This window comes from Paenibacillus sp. N3.4, assembly GCF_008017805.1.
Lineage (GTDB): Bacteria > Bacillota > Bacilli > Paenibacillales > NBRC-103111 > Paenibacillus_E.
Genome location: NZ_VRTT01000002.1, coordinates 186,367 through 209,190 on the forward strand (window position 1 = coordinate 186,367; position 22,824 = coordinate 209,190).

The 22,824-nt window shown below is 46.6% G+C and carries 17 protein-coding genes, 3 pseudogenes and 1 riboswitch; of the genes and pseudogenes, 6 read left to right on the plus strand and 14 right to left on the minus strand.

Going from position 1 to position 22,824, the window contains the following annotated elements:
- Positions 1-1,107 carry an efflux RND transporter periplasmic adaptor subunit gene (locus FU659_RS02700; protein WP_147946116.1) on the minus strand — a complete coding sequence of 369 codons (1,107 nt, stop codon included), beginning with the start codon at positions 1,105-1,107 and terminating at the stop codon, positions 1-3.
- Positions 1,070-1,795, minus strand: a complete 726-nt coding sequence (locus FU659_RS02705) for an ABC transporter ATP-binding protein (RefSeq protein WP_261807570.1) — start codon at positions 1,793-1,795, stop codon at positions 1,070-1,072. The genes FU659_RS02700 and FU659_RS02705 overlap by 38 nt, the downstream gene beginning before the upstream one ends.
- Positions 1,796-2,180: 385 nt before the next feature.
- Between FU659_RS02705 and FU659_RS02710 the strand changes: the two genes are divergently transcribed.
- Positions 2,181-3,557, plus strand: a complete 1,377-nt coding sequence (locus FU659_RS02710) for a dipeptidase (protein WP_147946118.1) — start codon at positions 2,181-2,183, stop codon at positions 3,555-3,557.
- Positions 3,558-3,601: 44 nt separating this feature from the next.
- On the plus strand, positions 3,602-4,114 hold the full coding sequence (locus FU659_RS02715) for a GNAT family N-acetyltransferase (protein WP_147946119.1): 513 nt from the start codon (positions 3,602-3,604) through the stop codon (positions 4,112-4,114).
- A 134-nt stretch (positions 4,115-4,248) separates the two neighbouring features.
- Here the strand turns inward: FU659_RS02715 and FU659_RS02720 are convergent, their stop codons facing one another.
- Both FU659_RS02720 and dapA read right to left on the minus strand, forming a co-directional pair.
- Positions 4,249-4,644, minus strand: a complete 396-nt coding sequence (locus tag FU659_RS02720) for a RidA family protein (protein WP_147946120.1) — start codon at positions 4,642-4,644, stop codon at positions 4,249-4,251.
- Between the two features lie 24 nt (positions 4,645-4,668).
- Entirely contained in the window at positions 4,669-5,547 is an 879-nt protein-coding gene (dapA, locus tag FU659_RS02725) for a 4-hydroxy-tetrahydrodipicolinate synthase (RefSeq protein WP_147946121.1), read from the minus strand.
- 120 nt (positions 5,548-5,667) lie between these two features.
- On the opposite strand from dapA, the gene FU659_RS02730 reads away from it, so the two are divergent.
- Entirely contained in the window at positions 5,668-6,558 is an 891-nt protein-coding gene (locus tag FU659_RS02730; RefSeq protein ID WP_147946122.1) for a LysR family transcriptional regulator, read from the plus strand.
- A gap of 184 nt (positions 6,559-6,742) precedes the next feature.
- On the opposite strand, the gene FU659_RS02735 is transcribed toward FU659_RS02730, so the two are convergent.
- From FU659_RS02735 to pyrR, 9 genes and pseudogenes are all read right to left on the minus strand, one after another.
- A complete protein-coding gene (locus FU659_RS02735) occupies positions 6,743-7,327 on the minus strand; it encodes a DUF3891 family protein (RefSeq protein WP_147946123.1) in 585 nt (194 codons plus the stop codon).
- Between the two features lie 457 nt (positions 7,328-7,784).
- Positions 7,785-7,985 carry a putative motility protein gene (locus FU659_RS02740; RefSeq protein ID WP_147946124.1) on the minus strand — a complete coding sequence of 67 codons (201 nt, stop codon included), beginning with the start codon at positions 7,983-7,985 and terminating at the stop codon, positions 7,785-7,787.
- Positions 7,986-8,006: 21 nt separating this feature from the next.
- Positions 8,007-8,093: riboswitch (cyclic di-GMP riboswitch) on the minus strand.
- 84 nt (positions 8,094-8,177) lie between these two features.
- Positions 8,178-8,819 carry an orotate phosphoribosyltransferase gene (gene pyrE, locus FU659_RS02745; protein ID WP_147946125.1) on the minus strand — a complete coding sequence of 214 codons (642 nt, stop codon included), beginning with the start codon at positions 8,817-8,819 and terminating at the stop codon, positions 8,178-8,180.
- A gap of 25 nt (positions 8,820-8,844) precedes the next feature.
- On the minus strand, positions 8,845-9,579 hold the full coding sequence (pyrF, locus tag FU659_RS02750) for an orotidine-5'-phosphate decarboxylase (protein ID WP_147946126.1): 735 nt from the start codon (positions 9,577-9,579) through the stop codon (positions 8,845-8,847).
- 13 nt (positions 9,580-9,592) lie between these two features.
- Positions 9,593-12,802: a carbamoyl-phosphate synthase large subunit gene (gene carB / locus FU659_RS02755; protein WP_147946127.1), complete on the minus strand. Its 3,210-nt coding sequence runs from the start codon at positions 12,800-12,802 to the stop codon at positions 9,593-9,595.
- Entirely contained in the window at positions 12,789-13,961 is a 1,173-nt protein-coding gene (gene carA, locus FU659_RS02760; RefSeq protein WP_147946128.1) for a glutamine-hydrolyzing carbamoyl-phosphate synthase small subunit, read from the minus strand. The genes carB and carA overlap by 14 nt, the downstream gene beginning before the upstream one ends.
- Positions 13,962-14,120: 159 nt before the next feature.
- Positions 14,121-15,403, minus strand: a pseudogene (locus FU659_RS02765) (dihydroorotase).
- Positions 15,404-15,422: 19 nt separating this feature from the next.
- Positions 15,423-16,325: an aspartate carbamoyltransferase catalytic subunit gene (locus tag FU659_RS02770; RefSeq protein ID WP_187273859.1), complete on the minus strand. Its 903-nt coding sequence runs from the start codon at positions 16,323-16,325 to the stop codon at positions 15,423-15,425.
- 2 nt (positions 16,326-16,327) lie between these two features.
- Entirely contained in the window at positions 16,328-16,882 is a 555-nt protein-coding gene (gene pyrR / locus FU659_RS02775) for a bifunctional pyr operon transcriptional regulator/uracil phosphoribosyltransferase PyrR (RefSeq protein WP_147946130.1), read from the minus strand.
- Positions 16,883-17,299: 417 nt separating this feature from the next.
- On the opposite strand from pyrR, the pseudogene FU659_RS02780 reads away from it, so the two are divergent.
- The 3 genes and pseudogenes from FU659_RS02780 (at position 17,300) to FU659_RS02790 (ending at position 21,755) form a co-directional block, all read left to right on the plus strand.
- Positions 17,300-19,023, plus strand: a pseudogene (locus FU659_RS02780) (ABC transporter ATP-binding protein).
- A pseudogene (locus FU659_RS02785) lies at positions 19,020-20,938 on the plus strand (ABC transporter ATP-binding protein). Before FU659_RS02780 ends, FU659_RS02785 begins: the two co-directional pseudogenes overlap by 4 nt.
- Before the next feature lie 166 nt (positions 20,939-21,104).
- Entirely contained in the window at positions 21,105-21,755 is a 651-nt protein-coding gene (locus FU659_RS02790) for an MFS transporter (RefSeq protein WP_147946131.1), read from the plus strand.
- 123 nt (positions 21,756-21,878) lie between these two features.
- Here FU659_RS02790 and FU659_RS02795 read toward each other — a convergent pair whose 3' ends face one another.
- Positions 21,879-22,505: an S-layer homology domain-containing protein gene (locus FU659_RS02795; RefSeq protein ID WP_147946132.1), complete on the minus strand. Its 627-nt coding sequence runs from the start codon at positions 22,503-22,505 to the stop codon at positions 21,879-21,881.
- Between the last annotated feature and the right edge of the window lie 319 nt (positions 22,506-22,824).

Consider the following 22,824-nt stretch of genomic DNA (forward strand, 5'->3'; position numbering starts at 1 on the left):
TTAGCGACCCACTACTTTCTGTCCAGGTGTAAGACCCTTCACAATTTCAACATCAGTAGCTGTCTGCTGCCCGATTTCCACGTCTACTTCCTTTTTATTTCCTTGGTTATCCACGACCTGAACATAATTACGACCGGAATAAGAACGCAAGGCCGCAAGAGGTATTGTCGTTACATTCTCTTTCTTTTGCGTAACAATCGTGATGCTGAGTGGGGTTCCTCTATTCATACCCGGAGGAAACTCATTCAATTGAACAACTAAATAATTGTCAATGGAATCCTGCTGACCACCTTGTCCGTCGCCCGGATAATAACCACCGCCATTATTATTGTTACCTCCTGTTTGAGGGTTAGGAAGCAGTTTCACCTTGCCTTTGTGCTGTCCGGCAGAATTAATATCGACAAGTACATCCATGCCAATTGAAATTTTCTTCGCATCATCCGCACTAATACTGGCGGCCACAGTCAGTTGGTTCAAATCCGCAAGCGTTGCAACCGATTCACTCGATTTGACGGTATCCCCTTTTTTTGCAGTTACCGTGACAATCGTTCCACTAAAGGGAGCCAGCAATTTGGCTTTGCTTACTTGTGAGTCCAATTTAGCGAGTTCTTCCCGCTTCAGTTCGAAATCGATCTTGGCTTGTTCAACTTGATCAGGCGTCATTTCATCCGCTTTGCGCAGCGTTTCGATCATCGTCAGCTCATCCTTGCGTGTTTGAAGCCGTTTGCGCTTCAAATCGCTCTCCATATCCGAAACATCAAGCTCAGCAATCGGCTGTCCTTGTTGCACAGAATCCCCATTCTTAATCAGTATGGCGCTAATACGCTTGCCCGTCATATCTTCGGAGAAAAACAGCTTCTCCTCTTGTAAAGCCATTAAACGTCCGCTCCCTCTTACTTTTGTTTCAAGGGTGTCTGTTTTCGCCGTATATTCCGGCTTCTTGGACAGTTTAGGCGGATTAATCGTTGGGAGCGCCTCTTCTTCCTTTTCCTTCGGCAGCAGCGAGCAACCGGAAGCAAGTAAAAGCGTAGAACATAAAAGTATTGCTGCTAAGGGTTTCATCGTCCGGCTACGTGACGAATCTTCCGTCCACCATTTCGTAAACATGATCGGCAACCTCCAAAATTGTAGGGTCATGAGTCGTCATACATATGGTTACTTGCTCTGTCGCAATAATGCTGCGGAAGACAGACATGATCTGTGCACCCATCTGGGAGTCCAGCTCTGCTGTTGGTTCATCCGCCAAAATCAACGCAGGGCGGTGCGCAATGGCCTTCGCGATCGCAACGCGCTGCTGTTCGCCCCCTGAAAGCTCAAAAGGGCGATGATGCATCCGTTTACCCAAACCAACAAGCTCTAAACAATGCGTTACCCGCTCTTTCCACTGTGAGCGCGGAATACCTGCCATCCGCAGGGCCAGCTCCACATTTTCCCATGCAGAAAGTAAAGGCATCAGAGCGAAGGATTGAAAAATGAATCCAATCTCTTTCCGCCGGATATGTGTCCGTTCATCATCGCTGCATTGATGAAAAGGATGATTTTGAAACACAATTTCCCCTTCGTTCGGTTGATCAAGCCCTCCGATTAAATTGAGCAATGTCGTTTTCCCTGAACCTGAGCGTCCCTTCAACATAACTAATTGCAAGGGATACAGCTCCATCTCAATTCCTTTCAGAACCTCAAGCTTCTGGCTGCCCACTTGAAAGGAACGCTGCACGCCACTTACGGTCAGGAGCGGAGAATGGGTAGACGCTAGATTCGATAAGCTCAATTCCTCTGAGGGATCCTCTACCACAGTCAGCGTATTCGACAGACTCCTGCCTTTTTGCTAAACCAGCCAGCCATGTGTACTCTCCTTTACATTCCTAAACTGTATGTATGATAAAATAGACGAAGCATCCTTCCAAAAAGTTTCATGAAACTGAATGTTAGCTGAAATTGTCATGAAAATAAGCTGAAAATAGAAGGAATATGCGATGAATGGGAATAAGCCCTTTGTAACATACTATAAATTGGATTTAATAACAATGATTCTCATTTCCTATTTTGAAGTTTGACAGGGAATGAACGATTTTAAAATTGTAACTTTTGCTTGGCTTTGTTAGCAGGATTTTGCCTCCTCTTAGGGAAGTTACAAAAGATGCAGTCATTACATGTTAATTATGAAGGAGCGTTCAAGCATGATTGAAACAATTACAAACTATTTAGAAGCGCATAGGGATCAACATATAGAAGAATTAAAGCAATTTTTGCGAATTCCAAGTATAAGCGCCATTGCCGAGCATCAACCAGATATGATTCGTTGTGCTGAGTGGATAGTAGCATCCCTGCAGCAAGCCGGTCTTGAGAACATCGACATTATGCCTACCGAAGGGCACCCTGTCGTTTATGCCGATTGGCTACATGCTCCGGGCATGCCGACCGTGCTGATTTATGGACATTATGACGTTCAGCCTGCAGAACCGTTAGACCTTTGGGAAACACCTCCGTTCGAACCTATTATTCGGGACGGTAAGCTGTTCGGCAGAGGCAGTACCGATGATAAAGGTCAACTGCTGCTTTATGTCAAAGCCATTCAAGCTTTTCTCCAAACATGTGGAAAGCTTCCCGTTAATGTTAAATTTTGCATCGAAGGTGAAGAAGAAATTGCCAGTAAGCATCTGCCCCCCTTCGTGGACAAGTACAAAGAGAAGCTGAAAGCAGATGTCATAACACTCTCCGATACGCAAATGCAAGGTCCTGGAAAACCAGCGCTAATGTATGGACTCCGCGGTCTTGCAGGATTCGAAATTAACGTTGACGGAGCCAACAGCGACTTACACTCAGGTCTATTTGGAGGCGCGGTGCAAAATCCCATCCATGCTTTATCCAAATTGCTCAGTTCATTTCATGATGAAGAAGGCCGAGTTGCAGTTAAAGGATTTTATGACCGTGTCATTGAACTATCGGACCAAGAGCGCGAAGCCTTTAAGCAGGTGGAACCCGATTCCAATAAAGTAAAAACGGATTTGCATGTGGATGCTTTATACGGGGAAAAAGGCTTCTCCTTTTACGAACAAACAACGTCCAGACCCACATTGGAAATCACTTCAGTTAGCGGCGGTTTTCAAGGAGAAGGGATTAAACCGATCATCCCCAACTGCGCAACGGCTAAAATAGCTTGCCGCCTTGTAGCTGCGCAAGTGCCGGAAGAGATCATGGATGCTGTCGAAGCTCACATACATGCCCAATCGCTTCCAGGGGTAAAAGTGACCCTAGATCGCCAATTGCGCGGTAATCCGTTCATTACACCTATTAACAATCCAATGATGGTAGCAGCAGCCGAAGCTTATGAGGATACGTACGGAGTTTTTCCTGTATACACACGAAGCGGTGGTTCTATCCCCATCGTTGAAGTTTTGGGACGTGTGCTTGACGCACCCGTTGTGCTGCTCGGCTTTGGTTTGCCGGGTGAAAACCTCCATGCCCCCAATGAACATTTCCACTTGGTTAATTGGGACAAAGGTATGGAAACCATCAGTCGATTCTGGCTAAAGCTAGCTGCTTCCCGTGTTTAAACAACTGCCAAACAAGCTTGGAAAGAATAAAGGACGTGAACGTGATGAAAATAAATAATAGCAACACCACTATTCGTGATGCCCAGCTATCGGATTTAGCAGAGATTGTTCGTATATACAATTCTACGATTGCCAGCCGCATGGTCACAGCCGATACCGAGATGGTCAGCACACAAAGCCGCGAAGGCTGGTTTCATGAACATTCTGCGGATTTCCGGCCATTGTGGGTACTCGAAAACAGTTCCGGGATTTGCGGCTGGCTTAGCTTTCAATCTTTCTATGGTCGTCCTGCCTATAACGGTACGGCTGAGGTTAGTATTTACATGGATGCTGCTTTCCGTGGCCAAGGCATCGGGCGCTATCTGCTTCAGCAAGCTATCGAAGCATGTCCACAAATAGGCGTAAAAACGCTCCTTGGCTTTATTTTCGGCCATAATGAACCTAGCCTTAAACTGTTCCGCAGCTTTGGCTTCGAGAACTGGGCACAGCTTCCTGGGATTGCTGAATTGGATGGCATCGAGCGGGACCTCATCATCCTAGGCAAACGTGTAGGCTAATTTAACGGGCCAACGTGATTTCCTACAAATACACATAAAACAAAACGCTTCCCTTTTGCTCAGCAATCATCCAGATGGCTGCGAGCAAGAGAGAAGCGTTTTGTTATAAACAACAGCAAGTTAACAATTCTGACTTATCTAAGCTGACTCTGAACAACAGCTTCAACTTCAATCTCTATCCTTAATAAAGGATCAATCAGCGCTTTGACTTCAACCATCGTGGCCACCGGCTGCACATCGCGAAAAAACTCGCCGTGCGCTCGGCCAATTTCTTGCCAATCTGAAATATCCGTCACGAACATACGGGTTCGTACCACATCCGACATCTGTGCACCTAATTCCTGCAGCGCCTTTTCAATCGTTTGGAGGATAAATCTCGTTTGTTCATAAACATCCCCAACACCCACGACCTCCCCGTCTTTCATTGCTGTCGTCCCTGCAACTTCGATTCGATTTTCTATACGTATGGCGCGGCAATAGCCTACCAAAGGCTCCCAAGGTGAGCCAGTGAATACACGTGTTCGATTCATTGCAAACCTTCCTTCTGCTTCCTTTTACAAATAACTGCCTAACTTTTCTTGCAATGCTTCTGTGATCGACAACAGTGGCAGCCGAAGCGTGTCTGAAGCGATAACACCCTGCTGTTCCAGCAACCATTTGAGCGGCGCAGGATTAGGCTCTTGGAAAAGCAATCGGATCAAAGGGAGCAATGCCTCGAACTGCTCTCTGCCCAGCTCGCGATGCCCTGCGATAAGACTGTGGTAAAAGGCTACAAAGCGTGCGGTCTCCACGTTTGCTGAAGCACTCATGAACCCTTTTGCACCTGAGCATAGCGCTTCAAACAACAAGGAATCTTCCCCACAAAGCACCGGTTTGGAGCCTAGGCAAGTAAGCTCTGATACTAATTGAATGTTAGGTGTACTATCCTTCATACCGATAACGCCATCCATGTCGAGTATCGTCCTTACGGTATCCAACTCCAAACTTACACCTGTTCGATGAGGAATTTCATACAAAATTACAGGCACCCCTACGCTGGCTACACGCTCAAAATGAGCAATAATTCCTTGCTGACTCGGTTTATTGTAATACGGGACAACAACAAGCACAGCATCAGCGCCTAACTGACCTGCTGCTTCCGTCTTTTTTACTGTCCCAAATGTGTCATTCGTACCTGTGCCGACGACGAGAGGAACATGCTGCGCCTTTGCCGCATGACGAGCTTCTTGCGCCGCGGCAAACAATATCCCTAATTCCTCACCTGTAATCGTGGGCGACTCCCCAGTCGTTCCATTAACAATCAATCCATCGATTTCATTTTGCAATAAACGGTAAGCTTGGTTATAAAAAGAGGCGGCATCCACCTCGTATTCCCGATCGAACGGTGTAATAATGGGGACATATACGCCATGCAATTCTTTTGAAGTTAACATTGGACCCTCTCCTTGCCATATTTGAGTATACCTTCACATTAACATAGAACTTTGTATCATAGTTAGCTATAATAAATGATAGGCGTCATCAAAATTTTTGATAGTAAGGGGTAGTATCCGATGGACTTAACCTATTTCCGAACTTTTCGAGAAGTGGCTCGCAGAAAGAGCTTCACACGCGCTGCCGAAGAATTGGGCTATGCCCAATCGAGCATCACCATGCAGATTCAAAAACTGGAGAAAGAATATGGCGTTCCTTTATTCGAAAGATATGGCCGACAGCTCCGTCTAACACCCCCAGGCGAAAGCTTGCTTAAACTTGTCCTGCAGATGCTAAGCCTCTATGATCAATCCAAAGAAATGATCGCTAGTGAGGTGAGCGGCACACTGACCATAGGTACGATTGATTCACTGGCCGCTTATTATTTACCGCCTTATCTACAGCAGTTGAGGCAGCTTTATCCCAAACTAAATATCCAGCTGCTTTCTGATAATGAAGCGGATTTGCTTACTAAAGTACGCGAAGGCGACTATGATATTGGCCTCATGCTTGATCGTTTTCCTGCCGACAGCCTGCTAACCTGTACCCAAATCAGAGAAGAGCCACTCGTTTTAGTAGGTCACATCCATCATCCGCTTGCGCAAGCAGATACACTTGACATGTCGGATTTCTATGATGCCGAATTTATTGTCACGGAGGAAAGCTGCATCTATCGAGGCATGATCGAAAAACTTTGGAAAGACAATAAGGTTCCTTTTCGTGTTGGCTTCGAGCTTGGCAATTTAGAAACGATTAAGCACTGTGTTATGAACGGACTTGGGATCTCCTTGCTGCCTCGGATTGCCGTCCAAAATGAATTGGACATGGGCAAGCTTGCTCTAATACCCTATACGCATCCACAATTAAGATTCGATCTTCAACTGATACAGCATCCCAAAAAGTGGATGTCGAAACCTTTGGAGGCATTCATCGAATTATTAACCAGCCCTAAAAGTAACGATGTGACCTAACAGGCTTACATCGCTTTAAATATGCCTTTATATGTTTTCAGTTCTGCTCGGTGAAACGCTTTCAACAAGCCGTCTGATTGGATATCTATTTTTTTAACCTCACGATAAGGCAATAAGATTTCCACATTCTTTTGAAAAGGAAAAAAAGAGAGTTCGATATGTTGTTTATCTTTCCACTCAGCAACTATTTTTTCATCAGGCCACGACCGGCCGAGTAGTGTAACCCATCCGAAAAAAATTTATATTCCTTCGTTGGCGTACCTGGTTCTTGCATGCACATAAATAAGGATAGCTCGTCACAGATAAGAAGAATGTTCAAGTGTGTCTGAAGTTGACTATTGGTCCCTTCATCGATGATTAAAAGCTCTTTTAGTGTTTTCTGTCTATGATACTCTTGGTTGAGATATCCTTCTACGTCTTTATCCTTAACTCGTTCGAACAAGGTTGTATATAAAAGGCTGCACAATAAAGCCGAATATTTATTGGTTCGTTGTACTTCGTCAATTCCTAACGTGTAGAATAAAAATCGGGGTTTCAATGGAAAATCGATAAAGGAGTAGGGACGATTGGTCGCATCATTCCAAAAAGGTGAATCATCTAAACCAATCCAGCCTCTATCATGTTGGTATGCGGCATATACAAGCTCATTGTTTTGTTTGGTATGGAAGAACAGATCCTCTCGCCATTCAGTGATTAGATCTCCCGATACTTTGGCATGGTCATGCTGCGTGATCATCATAAATGCATCATTTCTTTCATAAACAATCATCGTAGATGAACCCCTTTCTAATACGGTTATTTGAAAAATGAATCATGCTTATTTCCCCATTTTAACATGGCAAGTATCGCAATTCCCAACTCTGCCTTACATTAAGCCTAAATAAATAAGGGGGATTTGTAACGCGGAAAAACCGCTTTACACCTCAAATTCTCGTCCGTTCTCTCCTTTTTTCCTTTGTAAGTAGGTTTTTCCTTCTTACAGAGCCGCTTCCAGATTCAGCTCACTCTGTAACGCGGAAAATCCGCTTTACACCTCAAGTTCTCGTCCGTTCTCTCCATTTTTCCTCTGTAAGTAGGTTTTTGAGAAAAGCTCTATCGAGGCCATTCAATAATGAGCTTATCACCAATAAGAAAGTCGTTTTGGGGAATCAAAACTTTTACTTCTTTTACGGTAGCAAAAAGAAGCTCACCTTTTCGTAAAGGTAGAGCTTCTTTCCTGTTCAATCTTATACGCGGATGTCGATATTACCGCCCAAATGCGGCGCCGCTGGAGCGGTAACCTGCTGTTGGGATTTGGCAAAATCTTGCATCAAAGTACTGGCTGCAGCTGTTTGCAAGTCATTCACTTTACTTAAAAGCTGCACGCCAACAGCTTGCTTCAATGCGTCTCCACCATTCATGGCTGTAAGTACACCATTGATATTCAACGAGCACTCCTCCTCTCACCGTTCGGTAGCTGGCAAGCATTCGGCTGATGCCGATTAGCCCCTTTAGCTTTGCGTCTGTCGCTTTCGCGCCATTTGCCTGTTCGCAGATGTTTGGCCATACGTAACACGATTTCAGTATAAAATAGTTCCTCATCCTACGTCAATGTTTGCAGATCATTTGGAACTGATAACTTACAGGCCAAAGCCTGCAGGGTTTGCTCTCCAAGATTGCAGCAGAGCCATATCTTCTTGCTTGATTTTGCCTTTCTCTAGAGCAACTTCAAGGAGTGTGGAATAGTTGGAAAGTGTATGGAGCGGCATTCCAGCCGCTTGAAAAGCTTCCGTCGCTTTATCAAGCTCGTAGGAGAATATGGCAAGAACGCCTAAAGCCACAGCACCCGCATCTTTAACAGCGACTGCCGCTTTCAAAGAGCTGCCGCCTGTCGAGATCAAGTCTTCTATAACGATGACTTTTTGGCCTGGCTTTACAGATCCTTCGATCAGATTCTCTTTGCCGTGCCCTTTTGCTTTATCGCGAATATAGATCATCGGCAATCCGAGCTTTTGAGCAACCCATGCTGCGTGTGGAATACCCGCAGTTGCAGTTCCTGCAACGACTTCAGCATCAGGAAACTTCTGCTGAATCAGAGCCACGAAGCCATCTGCAATGGCCTCGCGAATAGCCGGATGCGACATCGTTAACCGATTATCGCAATAAATCGGCGATTTCAGACCCGATGTCCATGTAAAAGGTTGATGCGGACGAAGCGATACCGCCTCTATATCTAGTAAGGACGCAGCCACATGCTGCGCAATCGTTTCGAGCTGACTCATGAACCTTTCACCGTTCCTTCCGTTGTTAGGACTTAATGACGCCATCGATAATCGATTCAATGGCTGCTCTTGGATCTGCCGCTCCCGTAATCGGACGGCCAATCACGACGAAGTCCGTCCCCTGCGCGAAAGCCTCAGCCGGCGTCATAATACGCGACTGGTCGCCTACATCGGCTCCCGCTGGGCGGATGCCCGGCGTCACGGTGACGAATCCGTCGCCGCATGCCGCCTTAATCTGCGTCACCTCAAGCGGTGACGCAACGACACCCTGAAGCCCCGCGGCTTGCGCCAAGCGGGCATAGTGAATGACGGCCTGCTCGACCGATCCGGTCAGGCCGATCTCGTCATTCAGCACCTGCAAGCTGGTGCTGGTTAGCTGTGTGACGCCGATGACCATCGGGCGTCCAGCTCCTGGCTTGAGCGCCTTGTCGACTCCCTCCAAGGCTGCCTCCATCATCTGCTTGCCTCCGGCCGCATGGACGTTGAACACATCTACACCTAGGCGCGTGACGCTTTCCGCGCCCCCTTTGACCGTGTTTGGAATGTCATGCATCTTCACATCGAGGAAAACTTTATAGCCGCGATCCTTCAGGCTTGCTACGAAGCCTGGACCTGCAGCATAAAACAGCTGCATGCCCACCTTCACATAACAAGGGATACCTTCGAGCTGCTTAAGCAGCCCTTCAGCACTTTCTGCATTCGCGTAATCCATAGCCACCATGATACGCCCAGCTGCATCTGCTTTTGAAATAGCGCTCATCTTGGTCACCATCCTAGGAATGAACCGGCATTGCGCGTGAGGAGAAGTTGATTGATTCAAGCATGTTGACGAGTGCTCTCACGGTATCCAAGGAAGTCATACAAACGACGCCATTTTCCACAGCTTCACGACGAATACGGAAACCATCACGTTCAGGCGCCTTGCCTTTCGTCAACGTGTTCACAACAAATTGTGCATCTCCGCTGCGTATGAGATCCAATATATTCGGTGAACCTTCGCTAAGCTTATTCACTGTAGTGACAGGAAGTCCTGCTTCAGCGATCGACGTCGCCGTTCCTCCAGTTGCAATAATTTTATAGCCAAGACGGTAGAAGCCTCTCAAAATCTCAATCGCTTCGTCCTTATCCTTGTCAGCAACCGTAACAACCACAGATCCGGCTGAAGGAATTTTCATGCCTGCACCGATTAAGCCTTTATAGAGTGCTTTGGCGAAATTGATATCGCGCCCCATAACTTCGCCCGTCGATTTCATCTCAGGTCCGAGCGTTGTATCCACACGGCGCAGTTTTGCGAAGGAGAACACAGGCACTTTGACGGAAACGTACTTGTCTTCCGGCCATAATCCGCTGTGGTAACCCATATCGGTCAGCTTTTGCCCCATAATGACGCGCGTTGCCACGTTCGCCATCGGGATGTTCGTTACTTTACTTAAGAATGGTACCGTTCTGGAAGAGCGCGGGTTAACCTCGATGACATACACTTGGTCGTTATGAATAACGAATTGGATGTTCACCAAGCCAACTACGTTCAGTTCAATGCCAATTTTTGTTGTGATATCGATAATTTGTTGTTTAATGTCATCCGATAAGGATTGTGGCGGGTAAACCGCGATAGAGTCACCAGAGTGAACCCCTGCGCGTTCCACGTGCTCCATAATGCCCGGAATGAGAACCGTTTCCCGGTCACAAATGGCGTCAACCTCAACCTCTTTCCCCAGCATGTAGCGGTCAATAAGAACCGGATGCTCAGGGTTAATTTTAACTGCATATTCCATATAGCTAAGCAATTCTTCGTCGGAGTATACAATTTCCATCGCGCGTCCGCCTAGCACATAGGAAGGGCGCACAATAACCGGATAACCGAATTTCGCTGCTGTTCCTACCGCTTGATCTACTGATGTCACCGTTCCGCCTGGTGGTTGAGCAATCGCCAGTTTGCTAAGCAAAGCTTCGAATTTCTTACGATCTTCCGCTGTATCGATACTTTCCAGATCTGAACCGAGAATGCGCACGCCGGCTTTGTGTAAAGGCGCTGCTAAGTTGATCGCAGTTTGACCACCGAATTGAACGATAACCCCAATTGGATTTTCACGCTCAATGACGTTCATCACATCTTCGAAGAACAAAGGCTCGAAGTATAAACGATCGGACGTGTTAAAGTCCGTGGATACAGTCTCAGGGTTATTGTTGATAATAACGGCTTCATAACCGGCAGCTTGGATCGCCCACACCGCATGAACCGTGGAGTAATCGAACTCGATCCCTTGTCCGATACGAATCGGACCAGAACCCAAAACAACAACTTTCTCTTTGGTTGTTTCGGTCACTTCATCTTCTTGCTCATACGTAGAATAGTAGTAAGGTGTGGAAGCTTCGAACTCAGCTGCGCACGTATCTACCATCTTGTAAACAGGCTTGATGTTTTGTTGCAAACGGTGTGTTCTCACATCAGCTTCTTTGATAAAGCTGGAGCAACCGGCAAGCGCGCGGATTTCGGCAATTGCACGATCGGTAAAGCCTTTGCGTTTCGTTTCAAAAAGCAGCTCATTGGTTAACTCGCTAGCTGCGATTTCTTTTTCATATTTAATTAAACCGTCCAGCTTGTTCAGGAACCACCAGTCGATCTTAGTTAATTCTTGCAATTGTTCCACCGTATAACCTCTGCGATAAGCCTCTGCGATTAAGAATAAACGCTCATCGTCCGGCTTTTGCAAGCGGTATTCCAATGTTTCTTGATCCAATAAATCTGTCTCTTTCAAGAAAAGACGATGTACGCCGATTTCCAAAGAACGAACAGCTTTATGAATGGACTCTTCGAACGTACGGCCAATGGCCATGACTTCGCCGGTCGCTTTCATTTGCGTGCCAAGCTTACGGTTTGCCGCTGTAAATTTATCAAACGGCCAGCGTGGAATTTTGGAAACGATGTAATCCAATGCTGGCTCGAAGCATGCATAGGTTTGACCCGTAACCGGATTAACCAATTCATCCAGCGTATAACCAATCGCAATTTTCGCAGCCATCTTGGCAATTGGGTATCCTGTTGCTTTGGAAGCAAGCGCTGAAGAACGACTTACACGCGGGTTAACTTCAATAACATAGTATTGGAAGCTGTGCGGATCCAGTGCATACTGAACGTTACAACCACCCTCGATGTTCAAAGCGCGGATGATTTTGAGCGATGCCGAACGCAGCATTTGGTACTCGCGGTCCGACAAGGTTTGGCTTGGTGCTACAACGATGCTATCGCCGGTATGTACGCCTACAGGATCGAAGTTCTCCATGTTGCATACCACGATACAGTTATCATTCGCATCACGCATTACTTCATACTCAACTTCTTTCATGCCAGCAATGCTTCTCTCAACAAGACATTGACCAATCGGACTGTAACGAATACCGGAAGCCACGATTTCCGTCAATTCTTCCATCGTGTTACAAATCCCGCCGCCTGTTCCGCCTAGTGTGTAGGCAGGACGAATAATGATAGGGAAACCAATTTCTTGCGCAAACTCAACAGCTTGTGCAACAGTCGTTACGATAACGCTATCCGGTACCGGCTGCTCCAATTCTCTCATCAAGTCTCTGAAAAGATCACGGTCTTCCGCTTTCTCAATGGCTGTCAATTGGGTACCTAGAAGCTTAACGTTCTCACTTTCTAATACGCCTGCGCGAGCAAGCTCTACTGCCATATTAAGACCCGTTTGGCCGCCAAGCGTTGGCAGCAAACCATCCGGGCGTTCTTGACGAATAATTTGTGTAACGAATTCAAGCGTAATCGGTTCGATATATACTTTATCAGCCATGTTCGTATCCGTCATAATCGTAGCTGGGTTGCTATTGATCAGGATAACTTCCATACCTTCTTCTTTTAGCGCTTGGCAAGCTTGCGTGCCTGCATAGTCAAATTCCGCCGCCTGACCAATTACAATCGGACCGGAACCAATCACAAGGATCTTTTTGAGTGTATTATTTTTTGGCATATTGCAGTTCCTCCTTCACAGATGTCGATGCCGTGGAAGCTTTCCACTGAGCAAGCATTTGCGCTTGGCGCGGCTGCTGTGGGTTGTCAATTTTGTGCTGGCGAATCAGTGCAATGAAATCATCGAACAAGTAGCTGGAGTCAAATGGACCCGGTGCTGCCTCTGGGTGATATTGAACGGAGAAGGCAGGGTGTTTCTTATGTTTCAAGCCTTCGATCGTACGGTCATTATTGTTAATGTGTGTCACTTCAAGGTCAGTTCCGATTACGGATTCTTCCTTAACCGTGTAGCCATGGTTTTGCGATGTAATGTAGCAGCGTCCGGAAATCAAATCTTTCACCGGATGGTTGCCGCCGCGATGACCGAATTTCAATTTATCTGTATCTGCGCCGCAAGCGAGTGCGAACAGCTGATGTCCTAAGCAAATGCCGAAGAGCGGGATTTCACCAAGCAAGCCCTTAATCATTTCAACCGCGTGAGGAACATCTTTAGGATCCCCAGGGCCGTTAGACAGCAGAACGCCATCTGGAGCAAGGCGAAGGATTTGCTCAGCCGTTGCATCTTGCGGAACGACGACAACATCGCAGTCGCGTTTGCTCAGATCGCGGATGATTCCGCTTTTTGCTCCGTAGTCTACGAGCACGATACGCTCTTTGTAACCCGGTGCGCCATAAACACTTTTTGTGGAAACACGAGCGACTTGATCCGTCATGAGGGAAGTGCCTCGCAGGATTTCAGTGAGCTCAGCAATGGATTTGTTTGAAGTGGTCAGCAAGCTTTTCATAACCCCATAATGGCGGATTTTACGAGTCAGCATACGGGTATCGATGCCGCTAATGCCCACGATGCCGTATTCTTTGAGCAAACTGCCAAGCGTGTATTGCGCTCTCCAGTTGCTTGGAATTTCTTCATGCTCACGAACGACAAACCCATGAATGAAAGGACGTACAGATTCGAAATCATCACGAATCACGCCATAATTTCCAACCAATGGATACGTCATGGTCACGATTTGACCGCAGTAAGAAGGATCCGAAAGCACCTCTTGATAACCCGTAATACCTGTATTGAATACAACCTCACCGACGGATTCACCCTCACTCCCGAACGATTTCCCTGTAAAAAGAGTGCCGTCTTCCAGCAATAATCTTGCTTGCATTGTTCTTTCAACTCCTTCGCTATTGTCAAACGATTCTGGACGAATCGCAGATGTCATGCCTACAATTTACATACAAAACGTATATCACTGCATAAAAATATATCTTTCTGTATAAATATACACGATTTTTCCGTCGCCGTATAGATCTAAGTGACTATTTTAGGACCAAACCACTTGGCCTGAGGCTATTGTAACGACCGGCCAGCCTTGCAAGTTCCAGCCGATAAACGGTGTATTTTTGCTGCGCGATATGATCTCTTCCTTCTTGACCTCGCGTACCGTCTCCAAATCAACAATCGTAATATCCGCTGCACTTCCTACCTCGAGCGTCCCATAAGGAAGACCAAATACTTCGGCAGGCTTCTTTGTCAATCGATCTACCAGGAAACCTAGTGTCCATTGACCGGTTATAACGAATTTCGTATAAAGCAAGGAAAAGGCGGTTTCGAAGCCAAGGATACCGAATGGCGCAAGCATCATGCCCTTCGCTTTCTCCTCTTCACTGTGCGGTGCATGATCCGTGACGATGATATCGATGGTGCCGTCTTCCAAACCTTCTATAACAGCTTGCACATCGCGCGGCGTGCGCAGCGGCGGATTCATCTTCCAGTTGGCATCGAGCCCCGGAATGTCTTCGTCAGAAAGCACGAGGTGATGGGGACATACCTCTGCAGTTACTTTAATGCCGAACTGCTTCGCATGTCGGATCAAGCGAACCGATTGCTCGGTGCTCACGTGGCACACGTGGTAGTGAACCCCGGTTGCTTCGGCCAGCAGCACGTCGCGGCCTACATGAATCGCTTCGGATTCGTTCGGTATGCCTTTGAGTCCGTGCTTCTTCGCGAATTCGCCTTCGCTTACCGGCGCGCGACCACAAGCGTGTCATCCTCGCAGTGCGCGATGATCGGCATGCCGATGGATGCGGCTAACGCCATCGCATCTTTCATCATTTGCGCGCTTTGCACGCCGACACCGTCATCCGTGTAGCCGATGACGCCGGCTTCTTTCAGCGCTGCGAAATCCGTCAACTCACGGCCAAGCTCGTTTTTTGTGATCGTACCATATGGAATCACGCGCACAACACCTTCGGTTTTCGCTTTGTCCAATATGTAGTTCACTGTTTCAACCGTATCAATAACAGGTCTTGTATTGGGCATGCAAGCGATAGTCGTGAAACCGCCTCTTGCGGCGGAACGCGTTCCAGTCGCAATATTTTCTTTATGTTCAAAACCTGGCTCCCGTAAATGAACGTGCATATCGATAAAGCCCGGTGCAACCAGCTTGCCTGCTGCGTCAATCACATCGTGTCCCTCTGTTTGTGGCGCCACTCCCTCCGAAGCGTCTACTACTTGGGCGATTTTTTCACCTTCCACAAAAATATGCTTCTTCGTCTGCTCGTTATTGGCATTTACGATGAGTCCGTTCAGTATCCAAATCCCCATTGACTTAGCATCCCCCATTCTATGATAAAGCTCGTTCAATGACTGCCATACGGATCGGCACACCATGAGCGATTTGTGTGAAGATTTTAGATTTCTCATGTTCAACCAGTTCATCATCCAGCTCGACATTACGGTTCACAGGAGCCGGGTGCATAATAATGGCGTGAGGCGCCATGCGGCTGGCTCGTTCTACCGTCAGCCCGTAATGCTCACGATACTCCTCGGCAGAACGAATAATTCCTTTATCATGACGTTCCAGCTGCACCCGCAGCATCATGACCACATCGCCCTTAATCGCCTCTTCCATAGACACATATGGAGCAAATTCCGCCAGTTCAGGCGCTTGCATACTCTCCGGTGCACAAAACTTCACTTTCGCTCCCAAGGCGATCAGGCCCCAGAGATTCGAACGAGCGACGCGACTGTGCAAGATGTCTCCAATAATCGAAACATTTAATCCTTTTATTTCTCCAAATTGCTTGCGCATCGTGTAGAAATCCAGCAAGGCTTGCGTAGGGTGCTCATTGTTGCCATCCCCTGCATTAATTAGCGGGATTTTAATTTTATCGGCAAGCTCGGCAAGCACACCGTTTGGTTTTAACCGAATGACACCCGCATCAATGCCCATGGACTCAAGCGTACGCACAGTATCATAGATGGATTCCCCTTTTTGGACACTGGACTCTGCTGCAGAGAAGTTCAATACGTCAGCGCCCAATCGCTTTTGCGCCAGTTCGAAAGAGAATCTTGTTCTTGTACTATTTTCGAAAAACAAGTTCGATACGAACTTCCCATTGCATTGATTCGTCACTTTGCTGGGGTACTGCTCCCAGTAAGCCGCACGATCAAGAATACTTGTGATTTCCCCCGCGCTTACCCCTTTTAACCCTAGAAAATGCTTCGTTGCCTGTAGACTCACCATGCTCACTCCTGTTTCCCCCTCTGTTGAAGTATGATGACCTGATCTTTATCATCTATTTCTGTTAACAGTACCTCAATACTTTCACTTTTGGAGGTGGGTACATTTTTGCCTACATAATCCGGACGAATTGGCAGTTCCCGATGACCTCTGTCCACGAGGACAGCCAGTTGAATCATCTGCGGTCTACCCAGATCGATCAAAGCATCCATAGCTGCTCTGACTGTACGTCCTGTGTAAAGCACGTCGTCGAAAAGGACGATTTTGCGGTCTTGAATTTGCAGTTTGCCGCCTTCTTGCACATTCTCTACGGATTTCACTTTAATCCGATCATCGCGGTACGAAGTAATATCAATTTCACCTACGGGAATGGGTACACCCTCAATTTCTAAAATCCGCTCCGCCACTCTTTTAGCTAAATAAATGCCTCGGGTTCGAATCCCAATCAAGGTGCAAGTCTCTACCCCTTTATTCTTTTCCAGTATCTCGTGGGCAATCCGTGTAAGTGCTCTACGAATTCCCATTTCATCCATAATACTGTGCTCCGCTGTCTCGTTCATTCTTTCGCCTCCTGAGAGTTTTGCCTTTGCAAAACTGGCGTCGTTAGCATCATCACCGAAATCAAACCAAAAAACTCCTTGCCCTATTTTGGCAAGGAGTTACGAGTGCATGAAGATACAGAGCGGGAGCTGAGGATGCGCACATCCCTATGCTTATCCATATACTGAACTCGCGGTTCAGCATATCCCGTCTTTCACATCGACTACCTTGCCAGCCTCTCTGGACTGTTTTTAAAGGTACATATGTAATTAAAAGAATTATCCCATTTTCGACACGATAAGTCAATATATAATTATAAAACTTACTTGGATCAAAGAACCGCCATGTGCTATTATTTACATATAAATTGGCTGCTGCTAAAGACAGTTCTACAAGGACACGATATTTCCCTGAAGGAACACATGAAGGAGGAAACCATGTTCAAATTGTTTCGACTTTTGAAACCGTACAGAGCTGCAGTGATTGCTGTCATTACCTTAATGCTGCTGCAATCCTTGGCACAACTGTACCTGCCAACTCTCCTTTCGGACATCGTCGATGTCGGAGTTGTAAAAGGAGACATCGCTTATATTTTGCGATATGGCGCTTATATGCTTCTCGTCGCCTTAGGCGGTATGGGATGTGTCCTTCTCGCAAGCTACTTGTTGGCGCGAACAGCGACAGGATTCGGCAGAGATTTACGCCGCAAGCTTTTTACCCACGTGGAAAGCTTCTCTTGAACGAATTCGATAAAATCGGAACGTCCTCGCTGATTACAAGAACGACGAATGATATCGCGCAAGTGCAGCAAGTGATTGTCATGATGCGGATGTTTATTGGCGCCCCTACCATGCTTATTGGAGGCGTCCTGATGGCCACTTATAAAGACTCCCATCTGGCTATTGTCTTAATCGCGATTATCCCTATTCTCGTCATCGCGATTATTGCTATCATGCGGACAGGACTGCCTCTGTTTAAAAAATTGCAAATCAAGATTGATGCCATTAATCTCGTACTGCGTGAAAATTTGACCGGTATCCGGGTTATCCGAGCTTTCAATCGTTCCGAGCATGAAAAACGCAAATTTGAAAAAGCGAATTCCGATTTTACCCAAACTGCGATTAAAGTGAACATGATTATGTCCACGATGATGCCGATCATGATGTTGATATTTAATCTTGGCGTTGTTGTCATCCTTTGGTATGGCGGCATTCGCATCGACAACAATCAAATGCAAATCGGAAATCTGATGGCTTTCATTCAATATGCGATGCAAATCATGTTCTCGATGTTCATGATGACCATGATTTTCATGATGATTCCCCGAGCATCTGCTTCTGCCGTTCGTATTAATGAAGTGTTGGCTTTAAAGAGTGATATCTACAATGCCGACAAGACGCAATCTTTGAGTACCTCCCGCGCTGCACTCGAGTTCAAGCATGTCTCATTTCATTATCCCGGTGCTGAACAGCCAGCTCTTCAAGATATTTCATTCCGAGCTGATCCGGGTGAAGTAACGGCAATTATCGGAGGCACAGGTTCGGGTAAAACGACTCTCATTAATTTGCTGCTGCGATTCTATGATGTCAATGAAGGCCATATTCTCGTAGACGGTATTCCTCTACCCTCGCTGGAATTGGAAAAACTCCGCGAACGCATCGGTTACGTGCCGCAGAAGGCTGCGCTCTTCTCCGGATCGGTTGCCGACAATATTCGATTTGGTTATGAAACGGCAACGGATGAGGAAATTCAACACGCAGCCACTACAGCGCAAGCCGCTGATTTCATTGCCGATTTGAAAGATGGATATCAATCGATTCTCGCTCAAGGCGGAACGAATTTATCCGGCGGGCAAAAGCAGCGTTTGGCAATTGCTCGCGCCCTCGCACGCAAACCGAGTATTTATGTGTTTGACGACAGCTTCTCCGCTCTTGACTTCAAAACTGATGCAAAGCTGCGGACAGCGCTTAAAGCTGAAACTCAACACGCCACGATGATTATTGTTGCGCAGCGCGTAAGCACCATCATCGATGCGGCCAAAATTATCGTGTTGGAAGAGGGACGCATTGCAGGTATCGGCACTCATGTCGAATTAATGCAAACATGCCGTGTATATCAAGAAATTGTGGCCTCTCAGTTGTCAGAGGAGGAAATTGCATGAGTGAGAAACCAAAAGATCAGAAACCTCTCGGAGGAGGTCCAGGCCAAGCGCAAGGTCAGGGTCCAGGACCCGCCAATTTCGGCAGAGGCGGTATGGGCGCCATGGGAAGGCCCGTCCAAAAGGCAAAAGATTTCAAAGGTACAATGAAAAGACTGATTACATTTATGCTGCCATTTCGCGTTTCCCTCATTTTTGTATTCATCGCTGCTATTCTGAGCACGATTTTCAGTATTTTAGCACCAAAATTAATGGGTAATGCAACAACCAAGCTGTATGAAGGCTCTGTCGCCAAATTAAAAGGTGTTGCCGGCGCCAAAATCGATTTCGATGCGCTGTTCCAAATCGTCATGATCCTTGCTGCGCTGTACGTGCTTAGCGCCCTGCTAACCTATATCCAACAGTGGATTATGGTTGGTGTTACGCAAAAAATCGTATTCAATCTGCGAAAAGCCATTAGTGAAAAGCTTTCGCGTGTGCCGCTTTCCTTCTTCGATTCACGGAGCAACGGCGATACGATGAGCCGCGCCACGAATGATGTAGATACAATCAGTTCGACCCTACAGCAAAGTTTAACTCAGCTCATCACGTCTATCGTTACTTTATTAGGCATCATCATCATGATGCTTACGATCAGTCCGTTACTGACTCTAGCTACCATTATTACGCTTCCGCTCAGCATCTTGGGAACGAAAATGATCGCTTCCCGTTCTCAGAAGTATTTCAAAGGTCAGCAGCAAACCCTTGGAGAACTGAATGGCCATGTGGAAGAAATGTATACAGGCCATACGATAGTCAAAGCTTTTGGACGTGAACAGCAATCCATCGACAAATTCAATGAAATCAACGATCGGTTGTACAACTCTGGTTGGAGAGCACAATTCATCTCCGGGATGATTTTTCCGCTAATGAGCTTTATTGGCAATATCGGCTACGTGCTAGTCAGTGTAATCGGTGGTATTATGGTCACGAATGGGGCCATCAAAATCGGGGATATCCTCGCCTTTATTCAATACTCAGGACAATTCGGAATGCCTATTACTCAAGTCGCCAACATTGCTAACGTGATTCAATCAACAATTGCGGCGGCTGAGCGCATTTTTGAGCTCTTGGATGAACCGGAAGAGGTAGAAGAGGATAAGAAAACTGAAGCTGTTAGGAACGTTCGTGGCCAAGTTATCTTCGATCAGGTTTCCTTTTCCTATAAGACTGATTCGCCTTTAATCGAAGATATGAACATTCACGTTCAACCTGGGCAAACTGTTGCCATCGTGGGACCGACCGGTGCGGGCAAAACAACCATCGTCAACCTGCTTATGCGGTTTTATGAGTTAAAGGGTGGTACTATCTCCGTTGATGGTGTTGACTCACGACATATGACCCGAGACCATCTACGCGGATTGTTTGGTATGGTTTTGCAAGATACGTGGCTGTTCAATGGAACGATTCGCGAGAATATCGCTTACGGCAGAGAAGGAGCAACGGATGAAGAGATTGAGAATGCGCTCGCGCCGCCTTTGCCGATCATTTCATTCGCACTTTGCCGGAAGGCTATGAAACCAAGCTGAATGAAGAAGCTTCCAACCTTTCACATGGACAAAAGCAGCTCTTGACCATCGCTCGCGCTATCCTAGCGGATCCTGCGATTCTTATTCTCGATGAAGCAACCAGCAGCGTAGATACACGTACCGAAGTGTCCATCCAACGAGCAATGAACCATTTAATGCAGAATCGAACCAGCTTCGTTATTGCGCATCGCCTTTCCACCATACGAGAAGCCGACCTTATTCTCGTTATGAATCATGGAACTGTGATTGAACAAGGCACACATGATCAACTGCTTGCTGAGCACGGTTTCTATGCTGATCTATACAATAGTCAATTCGCTCAAACCACCCTTTCAAAGGATGCCGGATAGCGAACATAAGGAAGAGATCCTTCACTCGAAATTACGTGGAGGATCTCTTTTTACATTTCATCCGTCCGTCCCTCAGAATTTACGTCTCTGGACGGAGGAGCTGTAGCGGCTGCCTCTGTACAATGAGTGTCATGAACCTTAGACATGTAAGGAGTGATACTTGTCCATGATACCGAAACAAGGAAAAACCAGCTTCCTCCCAGCAAGTCTTCTCTTTGTTCTTCTCATGACTTCGATGGATCACACCATCGTTTCAAAGCTGGATGGCGTCAACACATACATTTGGATTACATCCGCATACACGGCTTCTCTAGTAGCAGGCATGTCGATTTTCGGTAAACTCTCTGATAAGCGTGAGCAAAAACGATTGATTCATTTCGGAATCATCACCTTTTTGCTGGGTTCCATCTTATGCGATAGTGGGCAAAGTTTTGAGCAAGTTAGTATTTATCGTGCGATGCAAGGAATCGGCGGTGGTGCGCTCATATCTATTGCTTTCACGATGGAGAGAGGCACTGCCATTCCCTTCGTCAAAGAACTCGGCATGACATTGGGAATTACGGTTTATGGAATCATTCAGAGGAATTCCTTTTCGTACCATATGGCAGATGCTCTGCGCGGAAATAGTACGTTTCATGCTGGAGCATTCAGCAATCAGCGTACTATACTCTCGCCTGCATCAAAAGCCATGAACCCAGCGCCAGTTTTAAATAAAATATCTGGCACTCTCTCCGGTTCCATAACCTGCGCTCTGGCATGGGCACTTGTCCCCTATTATCTTCTTGCTTGTCTTTATCTGGAGGTTGACGAATGGTAAGAGCTACGCCGCAATCCAAATAACCCTAATCAACACGCTTTATAAATGGAATGAGGGGGATTACGCGATGGCTTCACAAAGAAAGACTGTGAAAGAGTTTCTACTCTCACACAGTCTTTGTTCTTAGTCATTGATAAAATGGATATACACTAGCAATCGTTTGAGCGAAACTGCAGCTTGAGCACGTGTAGCATTGGCATGCGGATCTAAAAGAGTGTCCGTAACGCCTTGGATCAAGCCATTTTGCAGTGTAACAGCCATAGATTCTTTTGCCCACCCATCGATCGCATCACGATCTTTGAACGGTGTTAACACAGCATCTTGAGAACCGCTTTCCATTGCTTTTCCTACACGCTGAACCGATCTGTTCATCATCGCAGCCATTTGTTCTCGCGAAACATGCTCTCCCGGATGAAATGTCCCATCATCATAACCTTGAATCAAGCCCGCCTTCGCTGCCGCGGCGACTACACCTGCGAACCAATCTTCCTTTCGCACATCAAGAAACGGACTCACATCCTGATCTTTCCCAGACACTCTCTCGCCTAGTCCTCGAATTAAAAGAGCAGCAAATTCAGCACGTGTTATTTCGCTTTCTGGCGCAAATTTCTGACCACTCACACCAGTAATAATCCCTTTGGAAGCCAGCTTCTGAACATCATCTTTAGCCCAATGGGTCGTCATATCTGCGAAGGATTTATCCGCACTAATAACCGTGTAAAGTCCGCCATAGGTGTCTTTGATACTCATCGTCCATTTACCGTCCACACTTGATAGTGTTGAAGGTACGAAGAACGTCTCGCCTGTTGCCGCATCAACTCGAACCGCTGTTGCATTCGGTGAATAGGAGGCTCCCGGTAAAACAAGTATTCGCTCTACATAGGAACCATGAACCTCTCATGACTAAAGTCACGAGATTCTTGGGTAGTCTCTTCTAACGAAGAGAAGTTTACCAAGCTAACCCTGTCGTTCCGACAGTTCGTGTAGTGTGACTACACAGTAAGCAGTCTTTTGCCTTCGGCAAGAATATTTAGACTTGCATTGAAGTCTCTGTCGTGATGCGTTCCGC